Annotated in this window: 20 protein-coding genes; 11 read left to right on the top strand and 9 right to left on the bottom strand. The window is 71.5% G+C overall.

Annotated features, from left to right (window positions below; genetic code table 11):
- Complete coding sequence (locus OOJ98_RS05890; RefSeq protein ID WP_267053540.1) at positions 1–1,104, bottom strand: acyltransferase family protein; 1,104 nt, start codon at positions 1,102–1,104, stop codon at positions 1–3.
- 206 nt (positions 1,105–1,310) lie between these two features.
- Here OOJ98_RS05890 and OOJ98_RS05885 point away from each other — a divergent pair, with 206 nt between their 5' ends.
- The 3 genes from OOJ98_RS05885 to OOJ98_RS05875 are packed head-to-tail and all read left to right on the top strand — an operon-like array spanning position 1,311 to position 4,514.
- Entirely contained in the window at positions 1,311–2,198 is an 888-nt protein-coding gene (locus OOJ98_RS05885) for an alkaline phosphatase family protein (protein WP_267053539.1), read from the top strand.
- A 1-nt stretch (position 2,199) separates the two neighbouring features.
- Positions 2,200–3,489: an MFS transporter gene (locus OOJ98_RS05880; protein WP_267053538.1), complete on the top strand. Its 1,290-nt coding sequence runs from the start codon at positions 2,200–2,202 to the stop codon at positions 3,487–3,489.
- Positions 3,486–4,514 carry a TolB-like translocation protein gene (locus OOJ98_RS05875; protein ID WP_267053537.1) on the top strand — a complete coding sequence of 343 codons (1,029 nt, stop codon included), beginning with the start codon at positions 3,486–3,488 and terminating at the stop codon, positions 4,512–4,514. Before OOJ98_RS05880 ends, OOJ98_RS05875 begins: the two co-directional genes overlap by 4 nt.
- A gap of 30 nt (positions 4,515–4,544) precedes the next feature.
- Here the strand turns inward: OOJ98_RS05875 and OOJ98_RS05870 are convergent, their stop codons facing one another.
- Positions 4,545–4,904 (bottom strand): 5-carboxymethyl-2-hydroxymuconate Delta-isomerase, encoded by a 360-nt coding sequence (locus OOJ98_RS05870; RefSeq protein ID WP_267053536.1) that lies wholly within the window; start codon positions 4,902–4,904, stop codon positions 4,545–4,547.
- Positions 4,905–5,084: 180 nt separating this feature from the next.
- On the opposite strand from OOJ98_RS05870, the gene OOJ98_RS05865 reads away from it, so the two are divergent.
- Positions 5,085–5,654 carry a hypothetical protein gene (locus OOJ98_RS05865; RefSeq protein WP_267053535.1) on the top strand — a complete coding sequence of 190 codons (570 nt, stop codon included), beginning with the start codon at positions 5,085–5,087 and terminating at the stop codon, positions 5,652–5,654.
- 61 nt (positions 5,655–5,715) lie between these two features.
- Here OOJ98_RS05865 and OOJ98_RS05860 read toward each other — a convergent pair whose 3' ends face one another.
- Positions 5,716–7,077, bottom strand: coding sequence for a glutamine synthetase family protein (locus OOJ98_RS05860; RefSeq protein WP_267053534.1), 1,362 nt, complete (start codon positions 7,075–7,077; stop codon positions 5,716–5,718).
- 301 nt (positions 7,078–7,378) lie between these two features.
- Between OOJ98_RS05860 and OOJ98_RS05855 the strand changes: the two genes are divergently transcribed.
- The 4 genes from OOJ98_RS05855 (at position 7,379) to OOJ98_RS05840 (ending at position 11,260) form a co-directional block, all read left to right on the top strand.
- Positions 7,379–7,747, top strand: a complete 369-nt coding sequence (locus OOJ98_RS05855; protein ID WP_267053533.1) for a hypothetical protein — start codon at positions 7,379–7,381, stop codon at positions 7,745–7,747.
- A gap of 71 nt (positions 7,748–7,818) precedes the next feature.
- Positions 7,819–8,526, top strand: a complete 708-nt coding sequence (locus OOJ98_RS05850) for a DUF3105 domain-containing protein (RefSeq protein WP_267053532.1) — start codon at positions 7,819–7,821, stop codon at positions 8,524–8,526.
- Positions 8,523–9,164, top strand: a complete 642-nt coding sequence (locus OOJ98_RS05845; RefSeq protein ID WP_267053531.1) for a DUF305 domain-containing protein — start codon at positions 8,523–8,525, stop codon at positions 9,162–9,164. Before OOJ98_RS05850 ends, OOJ98_RS05845 begins: the two co-directional genes overlap by 4 nt.
- A 176-nt stretch (positions 9,165–9,340) precedes the next feature.
- Complete coding sequence (locus tag OOJ98_RS05840) at positions 9,341–11,260, top strand: protease pro-enzyme activation domain-containing protein (protein WP_267053530.1); 1,920 nt, start codon at positions 9,341–9,343, stop codon at positions 11,258–11,260.
- Between the two features lie 302 nt (positions 11,261–11,562).
- On the opposite strand, the gene OOJ98_RS05835 is transcribed toward OOJ98_RS05840, so the two are convergent.
- The 6 genes from OOJ98_RS05835 to OOJ98_RS05810 form a co-directional block, all read right to left on the bottom strand.
- On the bottom strand, positions 11,563–12,447 hold the full coding sequence (locus OOJ98_RS05835) for an alpha/beta fold hydrolase (protein WP_267053529.1): 885 nt from the start codon (positions 12,445–12,447) through the stop codon (positions 11,563–11,565).
- Positions 12,414–13,097, bottom strand: a complete 684-nt coding sequence (locus tag OOJ98_RS05830; protein ID WP_267053528.1) for a DUF998 domain-containing protein — start codon at positions 13,095–13,097, stop codon at positions 12,414–12,416. The genes OOJ98_RS05835 and OOJ98_RS05830 overlap by 34 nt, the downstream gene beginning before the upstream one ends.
- A 32-nt stretch (positions 13,098–13,129) precedes the next feature.
- Positions 13,130–14,563, bottom strand: a complete 1,434-nt coding sequence (locus OOJ98_RS05825; RefSeq protein WP_267053527.1) for an APC family permease — start codon at positions 14,561–14,563, stop codon at positions 13,130–13,132.
- 75 nt (positions 14,564–14,638) lie between these two features.
- Positions 14,639–15,661: an endonuclease/exonuclease/phosphatase family protein gene (locus OOJ98_RS05820; RefSeq protein ID WP_267053526.1), complete on the bottom strand. Its 1,023-nt coding sequence runs from the start codon at positions 15,659–15,661 to the stop codon at positions 14,639–14,641.
- Between the two features lie 184 nt (positions 15,662–15,845).
- The gene (locus tag OOJ98_RS05815; protein ID WP_267055535.1) at positions 15,846–16,457 is read right to left on the bottom strand and encodes a TetR/AcrR family transcriptional regulator; all 612 of its coding nucleotides are present in this window, start codon (positions 16,455–16,457) and stop codon (positions 15,846–15,848) included.
- Positions 16,458–16,515: 58 nt separating this feature from the next.
- Positions 16,516–18,123, bottom strand: a complete 1,608-nt coding sequence (locus tag OOJ98_RS05810) for an MFS transporter (protein WP_267053525.1) — start codon at positions 18,121–18,123, stop codon at positions 16,516–16,518.
- A 207-nt stretch (positions 18,124–18,330) separates the two neighbouring features.
- Between OOJ98_RS05810 and panB the strand changes: the two genes are divergently transcribed.
- From panB to OOJ98_RS05795, 3 genes are all read left to right on the top strand, one after another.
- Complete coding sequence (panB, locus tag OOJ98_RS05805) at positions 18,331–19,209, top strand: 3-methyl-2-oxobutanoate hydroxymethyltransferase (RefSeq protein WP_267053524.1); 879 nt, start codon at positions 18,331–18,333, stop codon at positions 19,207–19,209.
- 143 nt (positions 19,210–19,352) lie between these two features.
- Positions 19,353–20,390 carry an ATP-binding cassette domain-containing protein gene (locus OOJ98_RS05800; RefSeq protein ID WP_267053523.1) on the top strand — a complete coding sequence of 346 codons (1,038 nt, stop codon included), beginning with the start codon at positions 19,353–19,355 and terminating at the stop codon, positions 20,388–20,390.
- Positions 20,387–21,244 carry an ABC transporter permease gene (locus tag OOJ98_RS05795; protein WP_267053522.1) on the top strand — a complete coding sequence of 286 codons (858 nt, stop codon included), beginning with the start codon at positions 20,387–20,389 and terminating at the stop codon, positions 21,242–21,244. Before OOJ98_RS05800 ends, OOJ98_RS05795 begins: the two co-directional genes overlap by 4 nt.
- Position 21,245 lies beyond the last annotated feature (1 nt).

Genomic DNA, 21,245 nt, shown 5'->3' with positions numbered 1-21,245 from the left:
TCAGCGCGCGAGGCTCTTCTCGCGCTCGGCCGCCGCCGTCGGCACGGTGACCGGTGCGGGCGTCGGCGTCTTCGGCACGAGCCACCCCGGCAGGCGCGGCTCCACCAGGGGCCGGACCAGCACGCGTACCGGCTTGGTCGACAGCACCACCACCACCGCCACCACGAGTGCGGTGAGCCCCAGCTGCCCCGCGAGCCCCGCCGTCCTCACGGTCCGGAAGAATCCGTAGTGTTCGGCGATCCGGACCAGGAGCCCGTGCAGCAGATACGGGTAGAGGGTGACCGCGCCGAACGCGGTGATCCAGGTGCGCCGCCCCGGCACCAGCGCGAGGAAGGCCGCCACCAGGAGCGCGGTCACCGCGAACAGGGCGAGCTTGAGCAGCAGATACCGCACGGGCGACACCTGGAGCACGGTGGTGTCGGCGTCCGACGACAGCCAGTCGTCGCTCGGGGCGGGCGAGAGCCAGTAGGCGAGCGCGAAGGCACCGGCGAAGACCGGCAGCGCGATCACGCGGGCCGCGCGGGTGCGCAGCCTGGCGAAGTGTTCGGGGCGCAGCCGCAGCCCGAGGACGAACCACGGCAGGAACATCAGCACCCGGCAGAGCGCCAGTTCACCGCTGACCGCGGTCATGCCCGCGGCGAGCGAGACGACGAAGGCGATGGGCAGCGCGTACCGCACGGCCTGCCATATCGGGGTGGTGAGCCGCCAGACGAACAGGGCGATGAGGAACCAGCACAGATACGTCGGCGAGGTCGGTGTGATCGCGAGGTCCGTGCCGCGCACCCAGTGGTAGACGACGCTGTAGAGCGTCTCGAAGATCAGGTACGGGACCAGTACGCCGCTGAGCAGCCGGCGGATCTGGTCCGGCCGGGCGGTGAAGCTGCGGGAGAAGTAGCCGGAGAGCAGGATGAAGGCCGGCATGTGGAAGCAGTAGACCAGGTTGTGCAGGGCTCTGAGGCCCGGCGTGTCCGCGGTGATGACCTCCTCCCAGCTGTGGCCGAGCGCGACCAGGACGATCAGCAGGAACTTGGCGTTGTCGAAGAACGGGCTGCGGTCGGGGGTTCGGGGGCTGCCAGGACCGGGGTGGGAGGTGGAGCTGGTCATTCACCCCACCGTAGGGGGCCCGGTGTGTTTGTCGGGGAAGCCGCCGCCGAGTGCACCGGACGTTCCCCGGGTCTTCACCCGCCTTCCCCTTCCGAGTTGACATGCACACCCCTAACCTCTGGGTGCGCCCGCAGCCGGGCGCACCCCCGCCCCCAGGGCCGCGCCCCGACCGGCACGCGCCCGCCCCCCTCACCCCGGAGGTAGCCGTGTCCGGCGACCCCGCTCAGCGCCGTTCCCGTACCGCTCTGCTCAGCGCCCTCGGCCTCGCCGCCGCGTCCGCCGGAGTGTGGGCCGGCCTCGGCTCCGCGCCGTCCGCGCAGGCAGCGGCGAGCGTCCCGACCCCCGACCACGTGGTGGTCGTCGTCTTCGAGAACCACGCCTACAACCAGGTCATCGGCAGCTCGAGCGCCCCGTACATCAACTCGCTGAAGTCCGGCGGCGCCAGCCTCCCGGCCTCGTACGCCGAGACCCACCCGAGCCAGCCCAACTACTACGCGATGTTCTCCGGCTCCACGCAGGGCGTCACCGACGACAGCTGCGTCACACCCGGCTTCTCCTCCGCGCCCAACCTCGCGTCCGAGGTCATCGCCGCCGGCAAGACCTGGGCGAGCTACAACGAGACGCTCCCCAGCCAGGGTTCGACCAAGTGCACCAGCGGCAAGTACGCGCAGAAGCACAACCCGTGGTTCGGCTTCTCGAACGTGCCGACCTCCTCGGCGTACACCTTCGCCCAGTTCCCCAGCGACTACACCCAGCTGCCGCAGGTCTCGTTCGTCACGCCGAACCTGTGCAGCGACATGCACGACTGCTCGGTCTCCAGCGGTGACACCTGGCTGAAGAACAACCTCGGCGCGTACGCGACCTGGGCCAAGACCCACAAGAGCCTCCTCGTCATCACCTTCGACGAGGACAACCGGCTCGCCGGCAACAAGATCCCCACCGTCCTCTACGGCCAGCAGGTGACGCCGGGGTCCTCGTCCCCGACGACGTACAACCACTACAACCTGCTGCGCACCATCGAGGACATGTACGGCACCGCACACGCGGGGCAGGCCGCCAACTCCACCGACATCACGGGGATCTGGACCAGCTGACGTGTACGTAGCGGACAGTCGCGGCACCCCCGCCGCACCTGCCGACGCCGCCCGGACCGGCTCCGGGCGGCGTTCGGCCGTCGCCTCCACCGTGCTGGCGCTCGGCACGGTCAGCCTCATCACGGACATCTCATCGGAGATGGTCACCGCCGTCCTCCCGCTGTACCTGGTCACCGGCCTCGGTCTCTCCCCGCTCGGCTTCGGCCTGCTCGACGGCGTGTACAACGGCTTCAGCGCGCTCGTGCGCCTCCTCGGCGGCCATCTCGCCGACCGCGGCGGGCGCCACAAGACGGTCGCCGCGCTCGGCTACGGACTGTCCGCCCTGTGCAAACCCCTTCTGCTGATGGTGAGTTCACTCCCGGCGATCGGGGCGGTGCTCGCCGTCGACCGCACCGGCAAGGGGCTGCGCACCGCGCCGCGCGACGCCCTGATCTCGCTGGCCTCCACGCCGGAGGCGCGCGGCCGGGCCTTCGGGGTGCACCGGGCGATGGACACGGCGGGGGCCATGCTCGGCCCGCTGACCGCGTTCCTCATCCTGCGCCAGGCGGCCGACGGCTACGACGCGGTGTTCACGGTGAGCTTCTGCGTGGCCGCCGTGGGCGTGCTCGTCCTGCTCCTCTTCGTCCCCTCGCGCACCCCTGCCGCCGCCCTCCCCGACGACGCGCCCCGGCCCTCGCTCACCGGAGCACTGGCCCTCCTGCGGGTCCGCCCGGTACGCCGACTGGCGCTCGCCGCACTGCTGTTGGGCCTGGCCACGGTGAGCGACTCGTTCGTCTACCTCCTGCTCCAGCACCGGCTCGGCGTGCCCGACCGGTGGTTCGCGCTGCTGCCGCTGGGCACCGCCGCCGCCTTCCTGCTGCTCGCCGTGCCGCTCGGACGGCTCGCGGACCGGGTGGGCAGGTGGCAGGTGTTCCTCGGCGGCCACGCGGCCCTGCTCCTCGCGTACGTCCTGCTCCTGACCGGCTGGCAGAGCCCGGCCCTGCCCTTCCTCACGCTGGCCCTGCACGGCGGGTTCTACGCCGCCACCGACGGCGTGCTGATGGCGGCGGCGGCCGGCTCGGTCCCGGCCCCGCTCCGCTCGTCCGGGCTGGCGCTGATCCAGACCGGCCAGGCGCTGGCCCGCTTCGCCTGCTCCATCGCCTTCGGCGCGGCCTGGACGGCGTGGGGCGACCGGACCGCCATCGGCACGGCGGCGGCCGCCCTGACCGCCTGCGCGACGGCCGCGTTCCTGCTCCGCCCCACCACCCGCTCCCCGGAATCCGCCAACTCCCGCGAGGAAGACCGGCCTTGACCCTGCGCAACAAGATCATCGTCCTCCTCGCGGCCCTCGCCGTCCTGGCGGGGGTCGCCGTCGCGTCCGTGCTGCACGCGGCGGGCCGCGAGGACCGCAAGAACCAGGCGCAGGCCGGCGGTCCCCAAGTCACCGCGGGACCGGTGTCGTTGAAGCCGTCCGCCACCACTCCCCGCATCGTGTTCCGCTCCATGGCGTGGGGCCCGCACCGCGACGAGCTGGCCACGGTGAGCGCCGCCGACCCGGCGGGCCCGCGCACCGCCTCCGGCGTGAAGTGCCTGCGCTTCTACGCGGCGGCGGGCACCGGCATCTGCCTCCAGGCGGAGCGCGGCGCGATGACGGACTCGTACCGCGCGGTGGTGCTCGACGCCGGGCTGAAGGAGCGCGCGCACTACAGCCTGCCCGGCATCCCGACCCGGGCCAGGGTCGCGCCGAGCGGGCACTGGGCGGCGTGGACGGTGTTCGTGGGCGGCGACTCGTACGCGGGCACCAACTTCTCCACGCGCACGGCGGTCCTCGACACCCGGACGGGCCATCTCACCTCGTCCCTCGAAGACTTCACGGCGTACCTCGACGGCAAGGAGCACCATGCCGCCGACACCAACTTCTGGGGCGTCACCTTCGCCGCCGACGACCGGCACTTCTACGCGACGATGGCGACGGGCGGCCACACCTACCTCGTGCGGGGCGACCTCGCGGCACGCACGGTGACCGCGCTCCACACCAACGTCGAGTGCCCCTCGCTCTCCCCCGACGGCACCCGGATCGTCTACAAGAAGCGCGTGGCGGGCCTGCCCGCCGACGCCCCCTGGCGGCTGTACGCCCTGGACCTCGCGACGCTGCGCGAGACCGCGCTCGCGGAGCCGAGGAGCGTGGACGACCAGGCGGTCTGGCAGGACGACCACACGGTCGTCTACGCCCTGGCCGGGGACTACGGCACCGACCTGTACACGGTCCCGGCGGACGGCACGGGAAAGCCCCGCCGTCTGCTGACGGCGGGGCTCGCCCCGGCCTTCCTGAACTGACCCGGGGCCCACGCGGGGACGACCCGGGGACTACTCCTTGTGGGACCGGAAGAAGTCCCGCTCCATCTCGCGGGACTCGACGGAGATGTGGAGCCGCCGCCCCTCGACCCCCGTCACATGCTTGCGCGCGATCTCCAGGACGGTCTCGCTCAGGCGCTCGACCGCCTGCGGGGTGCGCCCCGACCCGATCGCCACCTCGATGAAGACGGCGTCGATGTCCTCGTCGGTGACGGCGAAGAAGGACTCCTCGATCCGCCGGAACCGGCTCTTGAACGCCTCGACGGGCGCGTTGATCAGCCCCGGAGCGACCGCGTGGACCTCACGGGCGAAGGCCCGCCGGTCGAAGGTGTCGGCGAGGCGCTCGGAGTATTCGACGATGACGAATGGCATGGCGGGTCCCTTGCTCGGTCTGCTGGCGCCTCATCCTAGGAAGTGCCCCCGCCCGAGGCCGTGACGGGCCGTGCGCACAGCCTTCCAGAAGCCGGGGCACCCGCCCACCCGGACCGCTGCCGCTCGCCGTCCCGTGGCTAGAATGCGCCGACTCATCACGGGGATCAGCCAGGGGGACAGATGTACGGGGCCGGGAACGGGAACGGGTACGGAAACGGGCTCGGGAACACGGACGATCGGGCGGCGGCCACGGCGGATGAGGCCCGGCTCTCCTACCGGCTGACCGTCAAGGACTTCAAGGAGGCCCTCGTCGCCCGCAGAAGGGCTTCGAAGGCGGCCCGCCGCCAGCGCGTCATCACGCTCGTGTGCGGCCCGTTGGTCCTGATCTGCATGATCCTGACGCTGGTGGAAGGAGACAGCTTCCCCCTGCCGCTCCTGCTGGGAGCGGTCGTGTTCGTGGCGCTCACGGTCCTGGGCCCGCGCCTCCAGGCCCGTCAGTTCCACAAGCTCAACGAACGCAACGGCGAGTACCGCTCGACCGTCTCCGCGGCCGGCGTCACCGTCGCCCATCAGCACGCGGCCACCACCCTGACCTGGCAGGCGACGACCCGATACGTCGAAACCCCCGAGCTCTTCGTCCTGTTCGGCCCCGACAAGAACGCGGCCACCCTGACGATCCTGCCCAAGCGCGGCACCCACGACATCGACGGCCTGCGCTCCGCACTCGACCGCCACGCGGCCCGACTCTGACGGACCCGGCCACCAGCGGCGGGCCCGCCGCCGACGACCCACGGGCCCACCCCGAACCGCCCTACAGCACCGGCAGGTTCTTCCGCAGCTCGAAGGCCGTGACCTCGCTGCGGTACTCCTCCCACTCCGACTTCTTGTTGCGCAGGAAGAAGTCGAAGACGTGCTCGCCCAGGGTCTCGGCCACCAGTTCGCTGCGCTCCATCAGGCCGATCGCCTCGCCCAGGTTCTGCGGGAGGGGCTCGATGCCCATGGCGCGGCGTTCGGCGTCGGTGAGGGCCCAGACGTCGTCGTCGGCGCCCTCGGGGAGTTCGTAGCCCTCCTCGATGCCCTTGAGGCCGGCCGCGAGGAGCAGCGCGTAGGCGAGGTAGGGGTTGCAGCCGGAGTCGAGGGAGCGGACCTCGACGCGGGCCGAGCCGGTCTTGCCGGGCTTGTACATGGGGACGCGGATGAGGGCCGAGCGGTTGTTGTGGCCCCAGCAGATGTACGAGGGTGCCTCGCCGCCGGCGCCCGCGGTGCGCTCCGAGCCGCCCCAGATCCGCTTGTAGGAGTTGACCCACTGGTTGGTGACCGCGGCGATCTCGGCGGCGTGCTTGAGGAGGCCCGCGATGAAGGAGCGGCCCACCTTGGAGAGCTGGTACTCCGCGCCGGACTCGTAGAACGCGTTGCGGTCGCCCTCGAAGAGGGAGAGGTGGGTGTGCATGCCCGAGCCCGGGTACTCCGAGAACGGCTTCGGCATGAACGTGGCCTGCACGCCCTGTTCGAGTGCGACCTGCTTCATGACCAGGCGGAACGTCATGATGTTGTCGGCCGTGGAGAGCGCGTCGGCGTAGCGCAGGTCGATCTCCTGCTGGCCGGGCGCGCCCTCGTGGTGGCTGAACTCGACCGAGATGCCCATGGATTCGAGCATGGTGATCGCCTGGCGGCGGAAGTCCATGCCGACGTTCTGCGGAGTGTGGTCGAAGTAGCCCGAGTTGTCGGCCGGGACCGGGCGGGTGCCGTCGAGCGGCTTGTCCTTCAGGAGGAAGAACTCGATCTCGGGGTGGGTGTAGAAGGTGAACCCGAGGTCGGAGGTCTTGGCGAGGATGCGCTTGAGGACGAAGCGGGGGTCGGCGAAGGACGGGGAGCCGTCGGGCATCCGGATGTCGCAGAACATGCGGGCCGTGCCCGGGGCCTCCGCGCGCCACGGCAGGATCTGGAAGGTGGACGGGTCGGGCCGGGCGATCATGTCGGACTCGTAGACCCGGGCGAAGCCCTCGATGGCCGAGCCGTCGAAGCCGATCCCCTCGTCGAAGGCCTGCTCCAGCTCGGCCGGGGCGACCGCCACCGACTTCAGGAAGCCGAGCACATCGGTGAACCACAGGCGCACGAACCGGATGTCGCGCTCCTCCAGGGTTCGGAGCACGAACTCCTGCTGCTTGTCCATAGCCACATCCTTGCAGTTCAGACGGCCTGTGCACCGTTGCCCCGACCAACCCGGGGACGGCGGGGGAATCCTCAGTATCGAGCCGCGGGATTACCTCCACATTACGCACCCGGTATGACCTACGGCACGTCCCCTCCCCGCGTGTGCCCCCGCGTCCTTCGCGCATGAGGAGACCGGCCGGTGCGGCGCCGCCCGCCGCCCGCCGGCCGGGAAAGCGGCCCCTCGGCGCGGCGGCGCTTTCCGGCCGTGCGGCGCACCCCGTCCGCCGCGCGCGCCGGCCCCTCCCCTACCATCTGCGCCCATGGGGGAAGTGCGGCTCACGCGCACCACGCGTCCCGTGGCGCTGCTGAGCGCCCTGGCCGTGCTGCTCGCCGCGCTCTTCATCTGTCTCGCGGCCGGCGGGGGTGAGGGCGCGGATCCGTCCCGCCACCACCCGGACGTCCTGGCCGGCGGGCCCGCCCAGTACGGCTGCCCCTACGACCAGGACGGCTGCGGGCTCTTCCCGCACGCCGTCCCCGCCGTGCTCACGGCACCCGCGCCCGAACCGCCGGCCCAGGCCGCCGCCCATGGCGTACGCCCCGTGGCCCTCCGCGCGGAGGGCGCCGGTGTACGTCCGGGGGCCCGGCCGCGCGCTCCGGGCCTGCACGTCCTTCAGGTGCTGCGGACCTAGCGGTCCCCGCGGCCGCCGTGCCGCACCGGACCGTTCCGCCACTCCCCCGCACAGAAGGACGTCACGCACCCATGGCCGTACAGAACGACCCCAACGCCGCCCGCAGAGCCCGCATGGAAGAGCTGCGCCGCACCGAGCAGGCCCGGCGGCGGCGCGGCAGGATCGTGGCGGTCTCCTCCGTCACCGCCGCCGTCATAGCCGTCGCGGGCCTGGTCGGCTTCGGCGTGTACGAGTTCAGCGCGTCGGACGACACCGCCGCCAAGGGCGGTGCGGCTCAGGCCTCGACCGGGACCGAGGCGCAGGCCGGGGCCCCGGCCCCGGGCGGCGCTCCGGCGATCGCGGGCGAGAAGGACTGGGACGTCACGAAGCTGACCCGCAACCACGTGACGACGAAGGTCAGCTATCCGATGAAGCCGCCGGTGGGCGGCGACCACGACCCGGTGTGGTTGAACTGCGGCGGTGACGTCTACCAGCAGCCGGTGCCCGACATGAACGCCGTGCACTCCCTGGAGCACGGCGCGGTGTGGGTGACGTACACCGACAAGGCGTCCGCCGCCGATGTGCGGAAGCTGGCCGCCAAGGTGTCGTCGACGCCGTACTCGCTGATGAGCCCGTACCGCGGCCAGGCCGGGGCGATCATGCTGAGCGCCTGGGGCAGGCAGGTCACCGTCGACGGCGCGGACGATCCCCGGGTGAACCAGTTCTTCACGGCGTACGTGCAGGGCCCGCAGACACCCGAGCCGGGCGCCCCGTGCACCGGCGGCGTGGACGCGCGGTGAGCCGCCGCTCCTGGGGCCTTCTCGCCGCCCTCGGGCTCGCGTTGGTGTTCGCGGCGGCCGCGGTGCTCGTCGCCGCGGGCGGCGACCGGGCCACCGCCGAGCCCAACCCTCGTACCCCCGGCTCGACTTCGGCCGACGCGGGGTTCGCGCGTGACATGTCGACCCACCACCAGCAGGCGGTGGAGATGTCGTTCATCGTGCGCGACCGCACCTCGGACGATGAGGTACGGCGCCTCGCGTACGACATCGCCAACACCCAGGCCAACCAGCGGGGCATGATGCTCGGCTGGCTCGACCTGTGGGGACTGCCGAAGAACGAGGCGTCCCAGCTGCCCATGGCGTGGATGGGGATGGGCATGGAGCCGGGCGCCGACGGCGCGCTGATGCCGGGGATGGCCACCACCACCGACCTCGACCGGCTGCGGGGGCTCAGCGGCAAGGACGCCGAGGTGCTCTACCTCCAGCTGATGACCGAGCACCACAAGGGCGGCATCCACATGGCGCAGGGCTGTGTGGAGCGGTGCACGGTGGGTCCGGAGAGGCGGCTCGCGCAGGGGATGGTCTCCGCACAGCAGTCGGAAATCGACCTGATGGCACAGATGCTGAGGAAAAGGGGCGCTTCGCCGCGTTCCAACTGACCGTGCGCAAACGCTCTTTGGCGTTTCTTGGTGATCACATGCCCCCCGCATGAACCGTTCCTGACAAGAGTGACGCATTACATGCGCGCATCCGACAGCGCATGTACAGCAGGCGAAGACCTCACGCAGGGGGTTACATGAGAACCAGCCGCGCCAGGCGGCGCGCCGGAGTGAGCATGGCAGCGACACTGCCACTGCTCGCCGGCGCGCTCGCCCTCGGCATACCGTCCGCCCAGGCGGCCGACCCGGTCCCGAGCGGACGGGCGGCCCTCGCGGGCACCCAGCCCGTCTGGGCCACCGGCTCCGCCGACCAGGGCGCCACGGCCACGTCCACCAAGGTCAACGCCCGGGTGTACCTCGCAGGGCGGGACGCGAAGGGCCTCGACGCATACGCCGCGGCCGTGTCCGACCCGCAGTCGGCGTCGTACGGCAAGTACCTCAGCGCCGCTCAGGCGCAGCAGCGCTTCGGCGCGACCAAGGAGCAGATCGACGCGGTCACCCAGTGGCTGAAGTCGTCCGGACTGACCATCACGGGCTCCAACCAGCACTACGTCTCGGTGTCCGGCGACGCGGCCACGGCGCAGAAGGCGTTCGCCACGCAGCTGCGCAACTACCGCAAGTCGGGCCGGACTTACCACGCCCCCTCCAAGAACGCCTCCGCGCCGAACGCGCTCCGGGGTGCCGTTCTGACGGTGACGGGCCTGGACAACGCGCCGCACCAGTCGTCGCACCAGGACACCCTTCCGGGGCCGGGCGACGGCTTCCGCAACGCGGGGCCGTTCTCCACGTACTACGGCTCCAACATCGCCAAGACCCTGCCGGACGCGTACGGCACGAAGATCCCGTACGCCGTTCACGGGTACACCGGCGAGCAGCTGCGGGCGGCGTACGGCGCGGGCAAGTACACCGGCAAGGGCGTGACGGTGGCGATCACCGACGCGTACGCCTCGCCGACCATGGCGTCGGACGCCGCGAAGTACGCCAAGCGCAACGGTGACAAGCCCTACAAGACGGGCCAGTACACCGAGGTCCTGCCGGCGGACTACAACAGCGTGGACGAGTGCAAGGCGTCCGGCTGGTACGGCGAGGAGTCCCTCGACGTCGAGGCCGTGCACGCGGTCGCCCCGGACGCGAACATCGTCTACGTGGGCGGCGCGTCCTGCAACGACCCGGATCTGCTCGACTCCCTCAACAAGGTCGTCGACCGGCACCTCGCCGACATCGTCTCCAACTCGTGGGGCGACATCGAGGCCAATGAGACTCCGGACTCCGCGGCCGCGTACGACCAGACGTTCAAGCTCGGCGCGATCGAGGGCATCGGCTTCTACTTCTCGTCCGGCGACAACGGCGACGAGGTCGCCAACACCGGCAAGAAGCAGGTCGACACCCCGGCCAACTCGGCGTGGGTGACGGCGGTCGGCGGCACCTCGCTGGCGGTCGGCAAGAACGACAAGTACCAGTTCGAGACCGGCTGGGGCACCGAGAAGGCCTCGCTCTCCGCCGACGGCAAGAGCTGGGTGAACTTCCCGGGCGCCTACACCAGCGGCGCGGGCGGCGGTACCAGCTCCACCGTGAAGCAGCCGTACTACCAGCACGGCATCGTGCCGGACGCGCTGGCGAAGGCGAACGGCGCGACCCGGATGCGTACGGTTCCGGACATCGCGGCCGTGGCCGACCCCAACACCGGGTTCCTGGTGGGCCAGACGCAGTCGTGGCCCGACGGGTCGGTGAAGTACGACGAGTACCGCATCGGCGGCACCTCGCTGGCCGCGCCGGTCACCGCGGGCATCCAGGCCCTCGCCCAGCAGGCCAAGCGCTCCCCGATCGGGTTCGCCAACCCGTCGATCTACGAGCGCTTCGACTCGCGGCTCTACCACGACGTGACGGACCACCCGCTGGGTGCCTCCCGCAACCTCGCGGTCGCCCGTGTCGACTTCGCCAACAGCGTGGACGCGTCCGGTGGTCTGCTGACCTCGGTGCGTACGCTCGGCAAGGACAGCTCGCTGGTGGCGACGCGCGGCTACGACGACGTGACGGGCGTGGGCTCGCCCGCCCCCGGCTACGTCGCCTCGTACGCCAACCCGTTCCGCCGCTGACCCGGTAACCCGGGTCACCCGCCCCGCCCCCGGCCGCGCACTCACCGCGACCGGGGGCGGAGTCGTCTCCCCCCCCACCCCGACGCGCTGCCCCCTGCGGGCCACGGTCGCTTCTCGCGCAGTTCCCCGCGCCCCTGGCTACTCCGTGCCGGGCTGCATGCGCATCCTCAGCCCGGTCGGCCGGTCCCGTGCCCTGAGCTACTCCGTGCCGGGCTGCATGCGCATCCTCAGCCCGTCCGGCGATTGAGGACGAGCGCCCTTCAGGCGCGAACCGGGGTCTGGGGCGGAGCCCCAGGGTGTCTTCACCCCCGGAGGGTTTCGGGGAGGGGCGGGGTGGGGGAGATCGCCTCGGCGGTCCGGGCCGGCGCGTCCAGCATCACCAGGTGCCCCGCCCCCTCCGCGAGGAGGAACGCCGCCCCCAGCGCCCCGGCGAGCCCCCGCTGCCGGGCCACCCAGCGCGCCCCGCCCGCACCGCCCGCCAGCACGACGCGCCGCCCCGCGGAAAGCGCGAACTCCCTTCGCAGGCATAGCAGTTCCGCCGCCACCGCGTGATAGCGCGCGTTCTCGAGGACCATCCCCCGCAGCACCCTGGACGTGCGATAGCACCCCCGCACCAGCTCCCGCGGCGCCGGATCCCCGCCCCCCGTACGGGACATCCGCACGGTGGCCCGGCGCGCCGCGGGGCCGAGCGCGGCCGGCGCCCCCGCCGCGCACAGGGCCGAGCCGAGCGCCCGCGCGAGGGCGAGCCTGAGACCGGCGGCGGCCGGAGGGCGCGCGTGCTCCTCGACGCTGGAGTCGACCAGGACCAGCCCCGCCGTACGGGCCGGGTACAGGCGCGCGAAGGCCTCCGCGTGGAACCCCGCGATGGAGTGCCCCACCACCGTGGCGGGCCCGGCGAGCCCCAGCGCGTCGAGGATCCCGGCGATCCGGTGCGCCTCCCCCGCCGCGCTCGGCGGCACGAGCGCCGGCCCGGAGAGCCCGTGCCCGGGGCGGTCGAACCGTACGACCGTGTGGCGCGGGGCGAGGAGCGGCACCACCGGGTCCCAGTCGAACCAGCTCATGCCGAGCCCCGCGCTGAGCACCACCACGGGCCCGGCCCCCTCGGCCACGACGTGGTGGGCCACGCCGCCCACCCGCAGGAACGGGCCGCCCTTCACCGCGTCCGCCGCTCGCCCGCCACGCTCCACGCCAGGACCGCGAGCCAGAGCGCCACGAGCAGCACCTGGAGGCGCTGGCCCGCGCCGAGCGCCCAGGTGCCCCGGCCGGCCTGGAAGGCGGCGACCGAGGCCAGCGTCCAGGCCGTGGCGAGGAGTTCGAGGCCCACGAGGGCGGGGCCGAGGCGCGTACCGAGCGGCGGCCACCATCGGTAGCGGCGGGCCGCGACGGTGAGGGCCACGACGCCCACCAGCGCGCCCGTCATCGCGAGGCTGCTGCTCACCGCGTGCGCGGTGTGCGTCGCGGGGACGAGGCCGGCCGTCTCGCGGGCCTGGCACACCGGGTCGGCGGTGGGGGCGCAGCTCAGCGGGAGCCGGGAGTCGAGGGCGGTGGCGGCGCCGAAGAGCGCGAGCCCGCACCAGCCGGCGAGGGACCAGGGCCGCCGGTCGCAGCGGGCGAGGGCGCACGCCGCGGCGGCGAGGACCAGCACCCCCGCCGCGAGGTCGGTCGCGCGGAAGAGGCCGCCGAGCGGCTGGTCGGCGGCGGCGAGTTCGCTCACGTACGCCCGGATCGGGTCGAGGCCGGTCTGGACGAGGAGTTCGAGGACCCAGGCGGTGTAGGCGAGGGCGCCGAGCGCGAGCAGCACCGCCACGGGCCGGGGGCGCACACCGCTCGGGGACATAGTGGGGCCAAGCGTACCGGGGCGGCGCACGGTCACCGGTGGTCCGGATGCACCCAGCCGGGTTTGCGGAACTTCAGGAAGGCGAGCGGCGCGAGCAGGCCGAGCACGAGGAGGCCGCCGCCGACGATGAGGAGGTAGCGCCAGAGCGGCTGGTCGCCGAACTGGTCCGGCGGCACGAACCCGATGCACAGGGCAGCCACCGACGCCACGAACCCGATGCCCGCGACCCACGCGACGGCCGGCACCGTGAACCCGCGCTCCACCTCCGGCTGCGTCCTGCGCAGCCGGACCACCGCGACGAACATCAGCAGGTAGGCGATGAGATAGATCTGCACCGTGATGACGGAGAACATCCAGTACGCGCTCGACACGTCGCCGCTGAACGCGTACAGGATGCCGATGAGGGTGGTGACGACGCCCTGCGCGACCATGACGTTGCGCGGGGTGCCGTACTTGTTCAGCCGCTGCAGGAAAGGCGGCAGGTACCCCTCCTGGCGTGAGAGCAGCACCAGGCCCTTGGCCGGGCCCGCGAGCCAGGTCAGCATGCCGCCGAGCGCGGCCGCCACCAGCATCACGCCGACGACCCTGGTCATCCAGCCGATGTGGAAGTGGTCGAAGAACGCCTGGAAGGCCTGCATCAGACCGGCGGTGAGGCTCAGCTCCTTGGCCGGCATCACCCAGGAGATGGCCAGGGCCGGAAGGATGAAGATCAGCAGCACGAGGCCGGTCGCGAGGAACATCGACCTCGGGTACTCGCGCTTGGGCCGGCGCAGCGAGGACACGTGGACGCCGTTCATCTCCATGCCCGCGTACGAGAGGAAGTTGTTGACGATCAGGACGAGGCTGGCGAGCCCGGTCCACGGCGGCAGCCAGTGCGAGGGGCTCATGGGCGCGGCCGAGGGGTTGCCCTGGCCGAGGAAGACGACGCCGAGGGCGACGAGGACCACACCCGGGACGAGCGTGCCGATGACGAGCCCGAGGGAGCTGAGCCCGGCGACGGTCCTGGTGCCCCGGGAGGAGATCCACACGCCGGTCCAGTAGATGACCACGATGACGACGGCGACGTAGGGCCCGTTCTCGGCGAGGCGCGGGTTGATGACGTACGCGAAGGTCGAGGCGACGTAGGCGAGCAGGCTCGGGTAGTACGCGATCGTCATGGCGAACTGGCACCACACGGCGAGGAATCCGAGCGGTTTGCCGAGCGCCTCGCTGACCCAGCGGTAGATGCCGCCGGTCCAGCCGGAGGCCAGCTCGGCGCCGACCAGGGCGGTCGGGAGCAGGAACACGACGGCCGGCAGCAGGTAGAGGAAGATCGCGGCGAGGCCGTAGATGGCCATGGAGGGCGAGGGGCGCAGGCTCGCGACGGACGCCGTCGTCATGAGGCCGAGCGTCACCCAGGAGATGAACCGCCGGGTGGTGCCCTCGTCCGTGGCGAGTTCTTCGTCGGAGGCGTCCGTGGTCGTCATGGGCCCATGATCGGCGCGGCGGCGGGCGCCCGCACGTCGGCCACGGCGGGCGGGGCGCCGCGCGCGGGCCGGGCCTCAGACCTGGAGGCGGGCCGCGACCGGCAGGTGGTCGCTGCCGGTCCTCGGCAGGGTCCAGGACGACTTCGGCTGGATGCCCTTGACCATGATCTGGTCGATGCGGGCCATCGGGAACGCGGCCGGCCAGCTGAAGCCGTAGCCGTCGCCCGCCGCGCCCTGCGTGGAGCGCATCTGGGCGGTGATGTTGTTCAGGGAGCGGTCGTTCATCGTGCCGTTGAGGTCGCCGAGCAGGATGACCTTCTGGTTCTGCTCGGCGGAGATTGCCTCACCGAGCGTGTAGGCGCTGTTGTCCCGCTGGTTGGCGGTGAAGCCCGCGTTCAGCTTGACCCGGACCGACGGCATGTGGGCGACGTACACCGCGACATCGCCGGTCGGGGTCTTCACGGTGGAGCGCATCGCCCGCGTCCAGCCCATCTTGATGTCGACCGGACGGCTGTCGCTCAGCTGGTACTTGGACCACAGGCCGACGGTGCCCTGCACCGAGTGATACGGGTAGAGGTCCGCGAGCGCCTTCTTGTACGTGTCGACCTTGTCGCCCGGGATCTCCTCAAGGGCGACGACCTGCGCGCCGGACGCGGCGACCTGCCGGGCGGTGCCGACCGGGTCGGGGTTGTCGGCGTTGACGTTGTGGGTCGCCACGATCAGGTTGCCGCCCGCGCTCTGCTTGTCGGTGAGCAGTCCGCCGAACATGTTGAGCCAGACGATGGTCGGGAGCAGCAGCGCGATGAGGGCGGTCGCCGAGCGGCGCCACAGCGCGAAGCCGAACAGGACCGGCACGAACACGCCGAGCCAGGGCAGGAAGGTCTCGGAGAGCGAGCCGAGGTTGCCGACCGAGTTGGGGATGTGCGAGTGCAGGATCATCACGAGGGTGATGACGACGGCGATGGCCGTGACCGCGATACCCCGGCGCCAGATGCCGGGATCGCCGCGCCAGCCGTCGAGCAGGCGCTGGAACCGGGACCGGGTGCGCTCGTCCTCCGCGCTTCCGTCGCCCGTCTCCGTCATGTACGCCCGCGCCATACCGCTGTCCTCACTGCTGTTCTCGCACACCGTTCCCCGCTGTTCGACCCTAGGCGAAAACGGGGCGGCGTTCCTTGCGGTCGCGCTCCTCGCACGACATCTCCACTGCCAGCAGGACGAGCGGGCGGGGTGCCGGGTTCCAGGTCGGAGCCGTGCGCGGGGCCCTGTGACACAACGCGCATATTCAACGGGGCGGGCGCAGCCCTTCGAGGACGGCGTCGACGATGTGCTCGGCGACCTCGGGTCCCGGCAGTTCGGCGTCGGGCCGCCACAGGGTGCGCACCAGCATCGGGGCGACCAGGAGGTCACCGACGAGGTCGACGTCGAGGTCCGCGCGGAGTTCGCCGCTGGCGATGCCCCGCCGCAGCACCTCGTCGAGGAGCCGGCGGCGGGGATCGACGACCAGGCTGTGGTACTTGGACCAGAGCTTGGGATAGCTCTGCATCTGGGCGAAGACGTTGTGCAGCAGGGCGGAGGAGCGCTTGGCCGCGCCGCGCACCCGCACGTTGTCGACGGTGGCGACGAGGTCGCCGCGCAGGGAGTCGCCGGGCAGCGGGGGGCTCGGCGACTCCATGGACTGGACGACCTCGACGTACAGCTCCTCCTTGCCGGCCCAGCGCCGGTAGATGGTGGCCTTGCCGACGCCGGCGGTGCGGGCGATGCGTTCGATGGAGAGGCCGGCGAGCGGTACGCCCTCCTCCAGCAGCGCGATCACGGCTTCCAGGATCTGCCGCTCCACGGCTTCGGAGCGGGGCCGCCCGCGCCGTGGTCCGCCGTCCTTGTGCTGGTGGTCCATCAGGGTCACGCCCGCTCCGCTTCTCGTCGACCCCCCGATTGTCCCGGAGGCTCCCGCGCTACCGGCGGGCGGCCTCGGTGGGACGGTCCTGCGCCTTCGGGGAGTTCGCCGCGGGCGGCTTCGGCGGCAGGAACAGCGCGACGACGACCGCGCCGAGCAGGGCCACCCCGGAGGAGGCGAGGGCGGTGATGTGCATGGCGTGGATGAAGGCGTCGTCGGCCGGGCCGATGAGGGCCTTGCCGGCGGGGCCCATCCGCTCGGCGATGCCGAGGGTCGCCTCGATGGATTCGCCGGCCGCCTTGCGCGCCCCTTCGGGGACGGCGCCGAGGTGGCCCTCGATGTCGCCGCGGTAGACGGTGGAGAGCAGCGAGCCGAGCACGGCGACGCCGAGCGCGCCGCCGACCTGGCGGAAGGTGTTGTTGACGGCCGAGCCGGAGCCCGCCTTCTCGCGCGGCAGCGCCTGCATGATGGAGACGGTGACGGGCGGCATGATGTGGGCCATTCCGGTGCCCTGGAGGAAGAAGACGACCTCCATCAGCCAGATCGGGGTGTTCGCGTCGAACAGGCCGAAGGCGGCGAGCCCGATGGCGACCAGGATCAGTCCCGCGGTGCAGACGGCGCGCGCGCCGAACCGGTCGACGACGAGCCGGGCCCGCGGCGCGAAGATCATCTGGGCGGCGGCGAGCGGCAGAATGAGCAGCCCGGACTGCAGGGCGCTGTAGCCACGCACGCTCTGCATGTAGAAGACGGAGAAGAAGGTCACGCCCATCAGCGCGAAGAAGGTCAGCGCGATGGCGACGACGGCGGCCGAGAAGGCGGGCTTCTTGAAGTAGCCGATGTCGATGGCGGGGTGGTCGCAGCGCTTCTCGTAGAAGACGAAGCCGACGAGGACCGCGATGCCGCCGAGGATCGTGGCGAGCACGGTCGGATCGGTGAAGTCGGCCAGTTCGCCGCCGTGGATGATGCCGTACACCAGCAGGACGAGGCCGACCACGGACAGCAGCACGCCGACCGGGTCGAGCTTGCCGGGGTTGGGGTCCTTGGAGTCCGGTACGAGCACGACCATGGCGATCAGGGCGATGATCACGACCGGCACGTTGACCAGGAAGACCGAGCCCCACCAGAAGTGCTGGAGCAGGACACCGCCGGTGATCGGGCCGATCGCGATGGCGAGGCCCACGCCGCCGGCCCAGATGCCGATCGCCTTGGGCTGCTCCTCGCGCTCGAAGACGTTCATGAGGACGGCGAGGGTGGCGGGCATCACGAAGGCGCCGCCGAGGCCCATCAGGGCGCGGAACGCGATGAGCTGGTCCGGGGAGTTCGAGAACGCGGCGAGCACCGAGCCGAGGCCGAAGACGGTGATGCCGAAGAGGAGGATCTTCTTGCGGCCGAGCCGGTCGCCGAGCAGGCCCGAGGTGAAGAGCAGTCCGGCGAAGACGAGCGTGTAGGCGTTGATCGCCCACTCCAGCTCGCTCTGGGTGGCGCCGAGGCCGGTGGGCGCGGGGCTCGCGATCGTCTTGACGGCGACGTTGAGGATGGAGTTGTCCAGGACGACGATCAGCAGGCTGAGCATCAGGACGGCGAGGATCGCCCAGCGTCGGCGGTGGACGGCTTCGGGTATCCGGGGAGCGGCCGGTGCGCCGGACGCGGTAGGCGTGGTTGACATGTGCACCAGCGTAAATCAATTCCGATACGGTGCCGTCTCGTATCGGGCCGTATAGCGAGGTCTTTACTTTTCGGACATCGGCGCGGCCGGGTGGCCGGTTCGGTTCGTGTCACACCCACTTCCCGGCAGGGGGCACGGGATGCCACCATGGATGTGGTCCGGAGACGCCGTGAGGGCGCTTCGAGATGACGAACAGGAGCCGTTGCGATGACGCAACACGTTCAGGCTGCCCAGAACCCGAAGGCTTCCGACAGCAGCGATCCCAAGGCGCTGTACGGAGGCAAGGGCACCCGCCGCATCACCGTCCACGACATCGCGGGCGCCAAGGCGCGCGGCGAGAAGTGGCCCATGCTCACCGCCTACGACGCGATGACCGCCTCGGTCTTCGACGAGGCCGGCATCCCGGTGCTGCTCGTCGGCGACTCGATGGGCAACTGCCACCTCGGGTACGAGACGACCGTCCCGGTCACCCTCGACGAGATCACCATGCTGTCCGCGGCCGTCGTACGGGGCACCTCGCGCGCCCTCGTCGTCGCCGACCTGCCCTTCGGCTCGTACCAGGAGGGCCCGGTGCAGGCGCTGCGCAGCGCCATGCGGCTGGTCAAGGACGCGGGCGTCGGCGCGGTCAAGCTGGAGGGCGGTGAGCGCAGCCACGAGCAGATCCGGCTGCTCGTCGACTCCGGCATCCCGGTCATGGGCCACATCGGCCTCACCCCGCAGTCCGTGAACACCCTGGGCTACCGGGTGCAGGGCCGCGGCGACGAGGCGGCGCACCGGCTGCTGCGCGACGCCAAGGCGGTCCAGGACGCGGGCGCCTTCGCGATCGTCCTCGAACTGGTCCCCGCGGAGCTCGCCGCCGAGGTGACCCGCAGCCTGCACATCCCGACGGTGGGCATCGGCGCGGGCGTCGGCTGCGACGCGCAGGTGCTGGTCTACACCGACATGGTGGGTCTCACGCCGGGGAAGACCCCCCGCTTCACCAAGCAGTACGCCAACCTGCGCCAGTCCCTCGGGGACGCGGCGAAGGCCTTCGCGGGAGAGGTCGTCGGCGGGTCGTTCCCCGCCGAGGAGCACACCTTCCACTAGGCGCAGCGGCCGCCGGTCACCGGCGGCCCACCAGCCACTGCGGTCACGACGACAGTCCGCCGACTTCCCCCATCGGCGGGCTGTCCGTCGTCTGTCGGCCGCCTGTCGGCGGATTGTCGGCGGCGCCTGGCACCTTGGTGTCCATGACGCGAATCGACAAGAAGCCCGGCAGCAACGGGGACGGCGCCGCCGCCGGCACCGCCGTCTCCGTACGGGGGCTGGTGAAGCACTTCGGCTCCACCAAGGCGCTGGACGGCGTCGACCTGGACGTCCGCGAGGGCACCGTGCTCGGTGTGCTCGGACCGAACGGCGCCGGCAAGACCACGCTCGTACGCTGCCTGTCCACCCTGCTCGTGCCGGACGCCGGCACCGCCGTCGTGGCCGGCTACGACGTGGTGAAGCAGCCCCGCCAGCTGCGCCGCACCATCGGCCTGACCGGGCAGTACGCCTCGGTCGACGAGAAGCTCTCCGGCCGCGAGAACCTGTACATGATCGGCCGGCTGCTCGACCTGTCGCGCCAGGAGGCCCGTTCCCGCGCGGACGAGCTCCTGGAGCGCTTCTCGCTCACCGAGGCCGCCAAGCGGACCGCGATGACGTACTCCGGAGGCATGCGGCGCCGGCTCGACCTGGCCGCCTCCATGATCGGCCACCCGGCCGTCCTCTACTTGGACGAGCCGACGACCGGCCTCGACCCGCGCACCCGCAACGAGGTGTGGGACGAGGTGCGCCGGATGGTCGCCGAGGGCGCCACCGTGCTGCTGACCACGCAGTACATGGAGGAGGCGGAGCAGCTCGCGAGCGAGCTCACCGTCATCGACCGCGGCAGGGTCATCGCCAACGGCGAGGTCGACGAGCTGAAGGCGCGCGTCGGCGGACGCACCCTGCAGATCCGGCCCACCGACCCGGAGCAGCTGGGCGCGATGGCGCGGGCCGTCACCGAGGCGGGCCTCGCCGGCGTCTCGGGCACCCAGGTCGTGCCCGACGAGAGCATGCTCAACGTGCCGATCCTCAGCGACGAGCAACTGACCGCGGTCGTCGGCCTGTTGGTGGCGCACGGCTACGGCATCGCCCACATAGGCACCCACCTGCCCAGCCTGGACGAGGTGTTCCTGGCCATCACCGGCCACAAGACCGCCGACGCCCAGGACGCCACCCGTGAGACCGAGGAGGTCGCGGCATGAGCACCACCACCACCGCTGTCACCGTGCCGGCCCAGCAGACCCCCCGGGCTCCGCGGCCGGCCACCGGGTCCGACGACGCGCGGATCGGCCTGCGCGCCAACCTGCGCCACATCGGCGCCCTCGCGCGCCGCAACATGCTCCAGATCAAGGCCGACCCGGAGTCGATGTTCGACGCCGTCCTGATGCCGATCATCTTCGTGCTGCTCTTCGTGTACGTCTTCGGCGGCGCGATGTTCGGCGACGGCAACCAGGGCGCCTACGTCAACTACCTGGTGCCGGGCCTGATGGCGATGATGGGCCTCAACATCGCGATGGCGGTCGGCACCGGCGTCAACGACGACTTCAAGAAGGGCGTCATGGACCGTTTCCGGACGATGCCCATCGCCCGGTCGTCCGTGCTCATCGCCAAGATGATCGTCGAGGTCGGCCGCATGGTCGTGGCCACCACGATCCTGCTGATCATGGGCTTCATCCTGGGCTTCAGCGTCAGCACGTCGGTGTGGGGCCTGCTCGCCGCCGTCGGTCTGTCGCTGGTGTTCGGCGCGTCCCTCATGTGGATCTTCATCCTGCTCGGACTCACCATGAAGACGGCCCAGGCCGTCCAGGGAGTGGCCATGCTCGTGCTGATGCCGCTGCAGTTCGGTTCGTCCATCTTCGCCAAGCCGACCACGATGCCGGGCTGGCTCCAGTCCTTCACCGACTACAACCCGCTCTCCAACCTCGCGGACGCGGCCCGCGGCCTGATCACCGGCGGTCCGGTCGCCCACTCCGCGCTGATGACCCTCGCGTGGTCGGCGGGGATCACCCTGGTGATGGCGCCGCTCGCCGTCGCCAAGTTCCGCAAGCGCACCTGAC

Source organism: Streptomyces sp. NBC_00083, from assembly GCF_026343295.1.
In the GTDB taxonomy this organism is placed as follows: Bacteria; Actinomycetota; Actinomycetes; order Streptomycetales; family Streptomycetaceae; genus Streptomyces.
Note: the sequence above shows the minus strand (reverse complement) of the source record. Positions and strands in the feature narration are given on the sequence as shown.